The sequence below is a fragment of the Ruminococcoides bili genome (assembly GCF_040093295.1).
GTDB lineage: Bacteria > Bacillota > Clostridia > Oscillospirales > Acutalibacteraceae > Ruminococcoides > Ruminococcoides intestinale_A.
Map to the genome: position 1 here is coordinate 21,442 of NZ_JBBNJY010000021.1, position 11,036 is coordinate 32,477.

10 protein-coding genes and 2 tRNA genes are annotated in these 11,036 nt (G+C 37.9%); 3 read left to right on the forward strand and 9 right to left on the reverse strand.

Going from position 1 to position 11,036, the window contains the following annotated elements:
* Positions 1 to 38: 38 nt before the first annotated feature.
* Positions 39 to 863, reverse strand: coding sequence for a leucine-rich repeat protein (locus AAAY30_RS07780; protein WP_302484508.1), 825 nt, complete (start codon positions 861 to 863; stop codon positions 39 to 41).
* Between the two features lie 227 nt (positions 864 to 1,090).
* On the opposite strand from AAAY30_RS07780, the gene AAAY30_RS07785 reads away from it, so the two are divergent.
* Both AAAY30_RS07785 and AAAY30_RS07790 read left to right on the forward strand, forming a co-directional pair.
* Positions 1,091 to 1,531 carry a MarR family winged helix-turn-helix transcriptional regulator gene (locus AAAY30_RS07785; protein ID WP_022233966.1) on the forward strand — a complete coding sequence of 147 codons (441 nt, stop codon included), beginning with the start codon at positions 1,091 to 1,093 and terminating at the stop codon, positions 1,529 to 1,531.
* Positions 1,528 to 2,820 (forward strand): cytidylate kinase family protein, encoded by a 1,293-nt coding sequence (locus tag AAAY30_RS07790; protein ID WP_252559633.1) that lies wholly within the window; start codon positions 1,528 to 1,530, stop codon positions 2,818 to 2,820. The genes AAAY30_RS07785 and AAAY30_RS07790 overlap by 4 nt, the downstream gene beginning before the upstream one ends.
* Before the next feature lie 125 nt (positions 2,821 to 2,945).
* Here AAAY30_RS07790 and AAAY30_RS07795 read toward each other — a convergent pair whose 3' ends face one another.
* From AAAY30_RS07795 to AAAY30_RS07830, 8 genes are all read right to left on the reverse strand, one after another.
* Positions 2,946 to 3,791 carry a hypothetical protein gene (locus AAAY30_RS07795; protein WP_302196942.1) on the reverse strand — a complete coding sequence of 282 codons (846 nt, stop codon included), beginning with the start codon at positions 3,789 to 3,791 and terminating at the stop codon, positions 2,946 to 2,948.
* Between the two features lie 93 nt (positions 3,792 to 3,884).
* Positions 3,885 to 5,081 (reverse strand): serine hydrolase domain-containing protein, encoded by a 1,197-nt coding sequence (locus AAAY30_RS07800; RefSeq protein WP_499215601.1) that lies wholly within the window; start codon positions 5,079 to 5,081, stop codon positions 3,885 to 3,887.
* Positions 5,082 to 5,093: 12 nt separating this feature from the next.
* Positions 5,094 to 7,328 carry an ATP-dependent helicase gene (locus AAAY30_RS07805; protein WP_499215600.1) on the reverse strand — a complete coding sequence of 745 codons (2,235 nt, stop codon included), beginning with the start codon at positions 7,326 to 7,328 and terminating at the stop codon, positions 5,094 to 5,096.
* A gap of 73 nt (positions 7,329 to 7,401) precedes the next feature.
* A complete protein-coding gene (locus tag AAAY30_RS07810; RefSeq protein ID WP_186934903.1) occupies positions 7,402 to 7,863 on the reverse strand; it encodes a DUF4358 domain-containing protein in 462 nt (153 codons plus the stop codon).
* A 65-nt stretch (positions 7,864 to 7,928) separates the two neighbouring features.
* Positions 7,929 to 8,005, reverse strand: a tRNA-Pro gene (locus AAAY30_RS07815).
* 33 nt (positions 8,006 to 8,038) lie between these two features.
* Positions 8,039 to 8,112, reverse strand: a tRNA-Gln gene (locus AAAY30_RS07820).
* A gap of 248 nt (positions 8,113 to 8,360) precedes the next feature.
* The gene (locus AAAY30_RS07825; RefSeq protein ID WP_022233960.1) at positions 8,361 to 9,356 is read right to left on the reverse strand and encodes an ATP-binding protein; all 996 of its coding nucleotides are present in this window, start codon (positions 9,354 to 9,356) and stop codon (positions 8,361 to 8,363) included.
* 13 nt (positions 9,357 to 9,369) lie between these two features.
* Positions 9,370 to 10,395 (reverse strand): DnaD domain protein, encoded by a 1,026-nt coding sequence (locus tag AAAY30_RS07830; protein WP_022233959.1) that lies wholly within the window; start codon positions 10,393 to 10,395, stop codon positions 9,370 to 9,372.
* A 161-nt stretch (positions 10,396 to 10,556) separates the two neighbouring features.
* Here AAAY30_RS07830 and AAAY30_RS07835 point away from each other — a divergent pair, with 161 nt between their 5' ends.
* Complete coding sequence (locus AAAY30_RS07835) at positions 10,557 to 10,808, forward strand: TIGR03905 family TSCPD domain-containing protein (protein ID WP_022233958.1); 252 nt, start codon at positions 10,557 to 10,559, stop codon at positions 10,806 to 10,808.
* Positions 10,809 to 11,036 lie beyond the last annotated feature (228 nt).

Sequence of the window (11,036 nt, forward strand, 5' to 3'; positions counted from 1 at the left end):
CGAGCTGCACTTCTTTTGTTTATAAGGTATATGAATATTTAATTTTGAGTTGCAATATACATCTGAAGCTCTGTTACATCTAATACTGTAAGCTGACCGTCACCGTTGAGATCGAGTGCCTCAAGTACCGCCTTGTCGCTTTCATCTATTATAGGCATACCGTCATCATTTTTAGAACCCGCAATATGTAACTGCATAGATGTAACATCGGAAACATTTACAACCCCGTCACCATTTGCATCACCCTTGAGCACTTTTTTGCCATCAATAGCCACAAATTTCAGCTTGTTGCTATCGGTGTAAGAGTTTACATAACTCTGTGCATACGAACCTTCGTAGCCATAAATTGTAATGTCTGAGTTAAGGAGGAAGAATAATCTATCGCCAATTGAGGTTACGCTCTTAGGAATAGTTACACTTTTAAGATTGTAGCACTCTGTAAAGGCATACTCTTCAATAGTTGAAACACCGTCCGGAATTACTACGCTTTCAAGGCTTGTGCAACCCCAAAAAGCACAACCCTTAATGTATTTAAGGGTTTTTGGAAGAGTGATGCTTTTCAAATTTGTTTTATTATAAAACGCACCACGAGCAAGCATAGTTACGGTTTTGCCGTCAATCTGTTCCGGAATAACTACATCGGTATCACTGCCAAGGTATTCCCAAAAAATAATTGACTTGCCATCAATGTTCTCATAGCGGTAGTCGCCGCTTGTTACAACATAATGCGCAGCATCTCTGCTCTGCGAAACCTTTGGAACATTTACTTCGGCTGCGTTTGCAGTAAATGGTATTGCCGAAAACGCAGAAGTAAGCATTGCGGTAACAATTATAGCTGTAATAGCTTTTTTAAATTTTTTCATTTTATAACCCCTAACTAATATATTTATATTTCTATGTTATCACTGCAAAAATGCTTTGTCAATAAAATGAATAAATTTTAACACTGATTTTCACATATTATAAAAAGTAATCACAGCAATTTTTATATAAAAGCGAGAACATTTGTCAAAATATTGATTTTGTCGTTTTACAAGCATATAATTAATTAGGATTTTAATTATTAGAATTTTAACTATAGAGGTGTAGTATGAAAGAATCAATACATTATCTGCTAATGGCAGATCATTTTTTAGTTCAAAAGGCACTGCTTGCAAGTATAAAGGATTCGGGTCTTACTCCGGGACAGCCAAAAATACTCGACTATCTGCAAAATCATAACGGCTGCGTGCAAAAAGACATTGCTAAAGGCTGCCATATTGAGCCGGCATCAATTACAGTTATTCTCAAAGGAATGGAAACTAAAGGCTATATTGAAAGAAAAATGCTCAACGGTGACCGCCGCTCCCTGTATGTATTCCTGACTGACAAAGGCAAAGAATACATTGATTATCTAAACAGAAAATTTAAAAAAATTGAAAATGCAGCTCTTAAAAATTTTAATGAAGATGAAAAGCAAAAATTTAACGATTTATTAATGCGTGTCTATGAAAATATGCTTGAATATGATAAGGAGGAAAAACAACAATGAATTTAAAAAATATGAAAATCAGACTACCGATGTACCTTGTAGGTTTATTTATAATGACAATAGGTATAGCAATTTCCGTTAAATCGAACCTCGGTGTATCGCCTGTAAGTTCTATCCCCTACACTATGACCTGTATATGGGGAATTGAAATGGGAAAGGCTACCATACTTTTTCATATTGTATTGGTATTAATACAATTAATTATTCTCAGAAAGAATTTTAAACTGATCAGCTTATTACAGATTCCCGTAGGCGTTGTTTTCGGTTATTTCACAACATTCTGTAATTATCTTGTAAGCTTCTTCCCCACTCCCGACAATATCGTAATAAGAATTATTATGGTACTCATCAGTGCCGCAATTGTTGCTATCGGTATTTTCCTTTACTTGCCTACCGATGTTATCCCGCTTGCGGGCGAAGGCGTTATGAGTGCGGTTTCGCAAGTAACTAAGATTGAATTTTCAAAGGTAAAAATGGCATTTGACATAACAATGGTTATTATATCAGGTGTATCTTGCCTTATTTTTATCCACAATCTCGGCAGTGTGGGAATCGGCACAGTAATTGCCGCTTTTCTTGTAGGATTTATTCTCGGTATAATAAATAAAGTGTTCGGAAAATACAGAGATAAACTCTTAGGCAAAACCAAAATTGCAGATGATACCGCTGAAACAGATGACAAACCTACTTATGTAATCTCCATTTCAAGAGAATACGGCAGCGGAGGCAGAGCAATAGGAAAAATTCTTGCCGAAAAACTCGGATACAAATATTATGACACCGAACTTATAAAACTTGTAATGCAGGAAAGCGGATATTCACCTGAATACATAGAACACAACGAGCAAACTCTTGACAAATCAGCGCTTAACGACTTTTTTGAATGGTACCAGCAAAACAACGGTGATACTGTTCCTAATATCAACAGCTTGTTCAAAAAAGAAGAATCGGTTATTAAGCACCTTGCCAAAACCGAAAACTGTGTAATTGTCGGCAGACTTGCAAACTATATTTTAAGAAACAAAAAACATATTTACAATGTATTTATAACCGCAGATGAAGAAAGTGAAATTGAAAAAGTAAAAGAAAGAGATCACCTTTCACATGAAAATGCCGCCAAGCAAGTAAGAAAAGTAAACCGAGAACGCTCTGCGCACTGCAAATACTTTACGAATACAGATTGGGGCAATGCAAAAAATTACAATCTGACTATAAAATCAAATGACTTCGGTTATGAAAAAACAGCGGATTTAATCGAAATACTTTTCAAACAAAAATTTTCGTTATGATTCTTTAGGTCGATTTTCAGATTAGAAAATTATTAATACAAACTTCAAATCAAAACATAATTCACCTTAACTTTAATGAAACAAGCTAAAAGACAGACAGTAAAAACTGCCTGCCTTTTTCTTTGTCAGCCGTTACAGCCACACTCAAAATTACATTTTTCTCTTTCTTCAGGTCTTGCATTCGGCGGGAAGAATGATTCGTTAGGGAAATCTACCCTGCTGAATACTTCGCACGGGTCGTCACTTTCAGGCTTACATTCCTTGCGAGGAATACAAAAATCATATGACGGAATCATAATCTGTACATTTCTCTCAAGCTGTGTAATTGTAAAAATACCGATAGTGGCACTTACGCTTGCATCTCCGGTCACAGCAAAATCGTCACCAAAGTATGTTATTACACATTCAGGTATAGGAGCACAAGGAAGCTGCGGAACACAGCCTTTTATAAGTCGTGCCGAAAGAGCCATAGGTTCGGAAATTTGTACTGTTGCATTTGGTAAAAACTCCGTGCAACCGCATGATGTAACAGGTTGAGAGCAAACTACACAACTGTCGCTCGAAAAACTCTTTGAATTTGATTCACTGCCGTAAAGAACCGACCTTTTACCGTAAATTGCAAGTCCGTTTACCCGTGACGGAATTGTTGAACCGCAGGTATATGCCTCAAGAGAAATATCAAAATAGAATGTAACATCAACCGCATAACAGCCACGATGAAAAGCGATTGATTCAACGCTTACATCGGCGGTTATAACGCTTGCCTTGCAGATTTTTACAGATGATGCGTTATTGATAACAGATTGACTGCAAGGTGTAAAATAGACCGCAAGATTGCTAAGGCAATCCTTTGAGCCGCAGCTGTCATAAATACGGCTTGCGTTTATGCAGACAGCGTCTGTGCATTTGTTTTCGGTAAGCGGTTCGTTGCCCGACTGCCGTGGTACTGTGCCGTATGATACATCTGGCATAAAAATTAACCCCCATAAAATGTATTAACAGGCTTACGCTCTGTAACAATACATTTTATGAAGGTTATACTTAATTGTGAATATTGAGTTGATTTATTTTAAATAAGGCTTTAAAATTTCATCAAGTTCTTTGTTTACATCTTTCGGATTTGACTGCGTATAATTTGAAAAAGCGATGAATACTTTGCTCTGGTCCTGCGCAAATACAATTCTTGCATTAAATCTGTAGAATGCTGCGTCACAATAATAATTACCGCAATCGTCAACATACAAACCGTACGCAAAACTTGATTTATAAGGAGTGAACATTTCTTCTTTGGATTTTGCAGACAACAATTCACTTCCCGTAATAGCGTCTGTCCATTTAAGCAAATCACTCAAATTGGAAATAAGACCCGTAGAAGAATACGCAACACCCGGATAAATATTCCACTCATCGTCAAAAATATCCTGATAACCTGTAGCAAGTTGGTCTGTGCTCTCAAAGGTTGTCGAAGTCATTTCGAGCGGCTCAAAAATATTTTCTTTCAAAAATTCCTCATAGCTTTTTCCGCTTACCTTTTCGATTATGTCACCGAGAATAAAATAATCGGAATTTGAATAGCTGTAATTTTCTTCATCATTATCAATTTCTTGTGACAATATCCATTTTAAAATAACAGAATGATTATCTTTAGCGGAATTTTTCTCTGAAATATCGTACTGCGGAGCATTTGCACGCACGCTTTCGTCAGATTTGCCGAGATAATCCGGCAAGCCTGTTGTCATTGTAAGCAAATTACGGATAGTTATATCCGAACCGTACTTATAATCGGGATAATACTTGTCAAGCGTATCATCTGTGCTCAGCTTATCCTGCTCCTGTAAAATCATAACAGCCGCAGCGGTAAACTGCTTTGTAAGCGAACCTATGTAGTAATTTGTATTGAGTGAATTATATGTATGCGAACCCTTGTCGGCATAGCCGTTATTGCCTATATATTCAAAATCATTTCCGAGTTTATAATATACAGTTCCTCTGAATTTACTTGCAACAAGTGTATTATCGAACTTAGCTGTTATGCTGTCGGTATCCTGTTTTAATTTTGTAAAATTATATGCAGGATTAGTAGGTACTTCATCAGCAGTTGCAGGCGCAACGGTAAGTCCCTGCGTCGATGCACCTGTAGAATTTGTAGTCTGCGGTGCTGTTGTAGCCGAAGATTCCGAATCATTGTCACAGCCTGTAAATGCAACTGCGGAACACGCCGCCATAGCTACGCACATTAATGATTTTGCTAAAGCCTTCAAAAAATCACCTCATCAGATTTTTTCCATTTTACTGAAATTAGCCATAAGAGTTTTTGTGCCTGCCTTATCAAAAGCAACTTCAAGCATTGTGTCGTTGCCCATTTTTTCGGTTTTCATAATCATACCTTTGCCAAATACCTTATGGAATACGCAATCTCCTTTTTTGTAAACAGTACCCGATTTAACGGCAGGTTTAGTAAATGTATTAAAACTTTTGTTAGGTGTGAATTTTGAACCGGCACCGATACTGATATGACTTGAGGATGTGGAAAAACCGTTTGTTGACGCAAAAGTCTTTTTCTCGCCTGTATAATTAAGTAATTCGGGCGGGATTTCATTTACAAAGCGTGATACTTTGTTATAGCTTGTATGACCCATCAACATTCTTGACTTTGCCTTAGTAATGTAGAGCTTTTCTTTTGCTCTTGTAATACCTACATAAGCAAGCCTGCGTTCCTCGTTAAGTTCATCGGGATTCATCATTGTGGCAATTGACGGGAACACACCTTCTTCAAGACCTGCAATGAAAACTACGGGAAATTCAAGTCCTTTTGCGCTGTGCAATGTCATCATTACCGATGAATCCGCTTCTGCATCATAGTTATCAATATCTGTCTGCAATGAAATTTCCTCAAGGAAGTTTGAAAGTGACGCTTCTTCTGCGTAATCCTCTTCAAATTTGATAATATTTGAAGAAAGCTCTTCGATGTTCTCAATTCTTACATCGGGGTTGTCTTTCTCTGTTTTTAAATATTTTTCGTAATCTGTATGTTCGAGAATGAGATTGTATAATTCTGCAAGAGAATAATCTCCGCTTTGTTCAGCCTCCATAAGACCGTCAATCAGCGCAACAAAACTCTTTAACTTTGTTGCGGCTCTTGAAAGCTGTGGATATACATCTGCATCTTTAATTACGGAATATATGCTTTCGCCGAGTCCTGCGGCAATTTCAGAAGCTTTTTCAAGTGTAGTTGCGCCAATACCACGCTTTGGCACATTAATAATTCTGCCCAGTCTGACATCGTCATGCGGATTATTAATAACCTGAAGATATGCAACCATATCTCTGATTTCTTCTCTGTCATAGAATCGTCTGCCGCCGATTACACGGTGCGGAATACCGCTTCTTGACAAAGCCTGCTCAATTGAGTTTGACTGTGCATTCATTCTGTAAAGAATTGCAAAATCAGAGAATTTTCTGCCGTCTGCAACACCGTCAAGTATAGTTTTTGCAATAAATTGAGCTTCGTCACGCTCGGAATCGGAAGTATGCACCTCAATTTTATCACCAACGGCATTTTCAGTCCACAAAGTTTTGCCCTTACGCATTGTGTTGTTAGAAATAACACCGTTTGCCGCATTAAGAATATTCTGTGTACTGCGGTAATTCTGCTCAAGTCTTATCATCTTAGCGCCTTTAAAGGTGTTTTCAAAAGAAAGGATATTTTCAATTGTAGCACCTCTGAATTTGTAAATACTCTGGTCGTCATCACCTACAACGCAGATGTTGCCGTATTTTGCGGCGAGCATACTTACAAATTTATACTGCACCTTGTTTGTATCCTGATACTCATCAACCATTATGTATTTAAACTGATTTTGATAAAATTCAAGTATATCGGGACATTTTTGAAAAAGCTCAACAGTCTTGCAGAGCATATCGTCAAAGTCCATTGCATCTGCGGTTTTTAGTCTTGACTGGTAAATTTCATATACTTTTGCCACGGACTGCTTGAGGTTATCGTAACCTGCTCTTTTGAGCATTTCCTGCGGAGTAAGCATTTCGTCCTTGGCTTTTGAAATTTCGTTGAGCACTCTTTTTACCGGCAACATTTTTTCGTCATAATTAAGCTGTTTTAAAATATCTTTTACAAGTTTTTTCTGATCGTCAGTACCGTAAACGGTAAAATGACTTGTAAAACCGATTCTGTCGCCGTATCTTCTTAAAATTCTTGCACAGGTAGAGTGAAATGTAGCCGCCCAAATATCCGAACCGCCTTCCGGAACAGCGTTGCAGATTCTTTCTTTAAGCTCCCCTGCCGCCTTATTTGTAAAGGTAATTGCAAGTATCTGCCACGGTTTGCAAAGTTCAGACTGCAAAATATACGCAATTCTGTTTACAAGAACGGTTGTTTTGCCCGAACCTGCACCCGCAAGTATAAGCAAAGGGCCTTCTGTGCAAAATACAGCCTGCTGCTGCATATTATTCATATGTGAAAACTGTTTTTTTAATTCTGATTGTACCATAGCAATATTCCCGTTAAAAGTTTAATAACACAGAAAACGGGCGAACTGCGTCCGCCCGTATAATCTGACGATTTTATTTTATGTAGCCGTAGAATGTTTCAAGAATTTCAGGACCCTGGTCTGCAACAATCATTGTAACATAGTTGCCGTCCTGTGTAACCTTGCAAGCCTCAACCATAGGAAGTTTTTTGGCATTGTAGCCTGAATACTGTGTAACGATTGAAGTGTATGTCTTAGAAAGCGCATCGTTTACTCTTGATGCAGCGTCAGCGTCAACAGCCTCAACAAGTACGATTTCAACTCTTGAATTGCTGTCTGAATTGATTTCTGCCGCAAACTGCTTAACATCTTCTGTGTCTATGCTGTAATATTTTTTAAGATCATTAGAATCTGTAAGCTCTTTTAAGTCCAATGAATACTTAGAGTTGATGTCAGAAAGAACTGTTTTTAAATCAACCTCTTTGCTGCCTGAACAACCTGCAAGCGCAGTAAGACAAAGTACAAATATTGTTACCAAAGAAACTACCTTTTTCATAATTAACCTCCAAAAATGTCTTATAAAAAAATTACGCCGAATCAGTGTGACCCGGCGTATTCAGATGGTCGAGGTGACAAGATTCGAACTTGCGACCCCATCGTCCCGAACGATGTGCGCTACCAAACTGCGCTACACCTCGATAAAAACAGCCCCGATTACTCGGGGCTTTTAATGGCTGAGGAATAGGGATTCGAACCCCAACAAACAGAGTCAGAGTCTGTCGTGCTACCGTTACACCATTCCTCAATGTTTATTGCTCATTGCTACAAGCCGTGCAATCAACGATATATATTATATATTATGAAGTGCGTTTTGTCAACACTTTTTTGAAATTTTTAAAAACTTTTTTAGAAGTTTTTAACTTTCGTTTAGCATTGACTTGTTGCTTACTGTCACGCAATCAACAATAGCTATTATATAGCAGAACGTGTGTTTTGTCAACATCTTTTTTTCAATTTTTTCTAAAATTTGAAAAATACAAAAAATACGGAATTTTAGCTAAAACTTTTTTTGAGTCTTATATCGTCGCCGACAAAATTAAGCCTTACACCCTCTCCGTATATTCTTGAAATAAATCTTGAAGTATAAGTTTTTTCAAGTTCTGTTATTGAAAGGTTTGTGTTTATTATCAAAGGCTTTCTCAAAAGCATTCTTGAATTACACAAATTATAAAACTGTGTATTTGAAAAAGTATTTGAAAACTCTGTGCCTAAATCATCAATAATTAGTAAATCGCACTTTGTGAGCATTTCAAAATATTCGGAATCGTTGGACTCTTTGGAAAAATGCATATTGCTAAGCGTTGACATAAGCATAGGTGCAGACACATAGATTACACCGAAACCACGCCTTGTAACCTCATTGGCAATAGCGAGCGAAAGGTGGGTTTTGCCAAGACCTGTGCCGCCTCTCATAAGTATAGTCTTTGACTCGGGCGTAAAAGTTCTTGCGTACTGCACGCAATAATTATAAATTTTTTGCATCTTATCAAAAGGTGATACTCCGCTCTCCTTATCAACCTCATGACTGTACATATTAAGGTCAAAACTCTCAAAAGTGGAAAGTCTTAAAGGCGCAGTACGGTTAAGCTCCTCGCACGCAGTGGCTACAAGCAGTCTTTTAAAACAAGGGCAATACACTGTTCTTCCGTCTTTTTCTATATATCCCGTATCTTTGCAGTATTTACAGTTGTAATGCGGTTCAAAGCAATTTTCTTCATAGCCGTTTTCTTTAAGCAGCTTTTTGACTTCATTTTGCATAGAAAGACTTTTGGCACGCAAATCCTGCGTGGCAGACTTTACATCTCCGCCGTTTAAAACCGCACGAACCGCAAGTATTCCGCATGAAGATATTTCTTTTTCAAGCTCCTCTATTCTCGGAACTCTTCTGTAAACCTCTTCACGAACCTGCTCCGCTCTTCTCTCGGCTTTGGTGCGCCTTTCTTCCATTTTTGCTTTTGTCGCTCTGTAAATTTCTTTACTGTATCCCATTTATATCACCACACTAAATACTGTCGATTGTATCTAATCTCTGCAAATCATTTATATTATATGATGTGTTGGCGTCATTCCTGTTTCCGCCTTTATTCTTATACTTATCGGGTCTGCTGTCAAATTTGTTTAAATCGTCAACGTTGTAAATTCCGCTTGAATTCCAGCGCTTTAAAATTCCGTTTATGTATCTGAAATCGCAACTGCCCTTACTGTCAACACATCTTTCGTAAGCCTCTCTTAGCATTTCGGGAGAAAATTTCCACTCGTTTACCCATAAATCGGCGTATTCAACCTGCTTTTTAGTAGGAGAACCCGTATTTTTTAAACCGAACGCAGATGCTACAACCGTAAAACTCTGGCTTGCACGATGTGCTTGTTTTATTTTATTTTCGGCTTCCTCAATTGAGAAAACTCCCGCATCCGACCATCTCAAACCTATTGTTTCAATGGCTCTTATGTTAGATTTTCCGATGCTTATACAATACTGAATAAGCATTATAATTACCTCTACAGGCAAACCGCAGGTATTTTTAAGTAACAGTAACGACGATGCATCGGAGTTTGATAAAGGCTTGCCGAGGGCTGTCTGTGCCTCGTTTACAAGCATTTTAAATTCTTCGTCAACCGCAAGCTGTTGTGCCACATAAACATAATCGGGGCGCTGCGGTCTTACAAACATATGCGGAACTGTAGGCTCTTCCTTTTCAATCGGAGCGGCAGTATTATTGCTTTCGACTTGTTTTACCGCAGGCTGTTCAGTCGTTTGCTGTTCTGCCTGTGCAGGCTCAAAAGCACCGTTATTTTGGCAAAAGATACCTTTCATAACCCAGTATTCAACTGCCTCCGGAATATCGGTTTCATTTACACCTGTCGCCTTACTGATGTCGCTTTCGTTCACATCTTCCCCACTGTGTCGCAAAAGATATAACAATACCTTAAGTTTAACGCCGTCCGAAAACTTAAGTCCCTCATCTACAACAGACGAAGGCACGGCAAATATTGAATTCCAAGCACCAAGATTAATTTTCATAGACATTTCATATACCTCTGACCCAAAATAAATATTATAATCAAACTTTATCGTACACATTATTATATCACACTAAATTTAAAAATCGACACATATTTTTAAATTTTATAGATTTTTTTAAAGAAATATGTTAAAATACAGTTGAAATGTTTTAAGGAGGTAATATTATGAAATATACATACATTCCAAGAGGTGTTTGTTCAAGACAGATTAATCTTGAGATAAATGACGGAATTATAGAATCCTGCGAATTTATCGGCGGTTGCGCAGGCAACACTCAAGGCATTTGCGCTCTTGTAAAAGGTATGGACGCAGAAGAGGCTGTAAAGAGATTAAAAGGCATTGACTGCCGTGGCAGAGGTACATCTTGCCCCGATCAGCTTTCTTACGCTATTGAAGAGGCTCTTGAACTCGAATAAGCTCTGCGGCTAAAACTTTATATTTATCATAACATTAAAGCTCTCTTTATTTGCGTAAAGAGAGCTCTTTGTTTTGGTTTTAAGATTTAGACGGTTTTATGCAGTGTTTTGTCAAGAAATTCCGGTGTATCACAAAAATTATAAAAGTTTGGTCAACCTTGAAAGTACCTGCCTCAATCTCATCAATCATAGCAAGACGCTTTAAGTGTCTGTCGCCCTCTTCGGGAG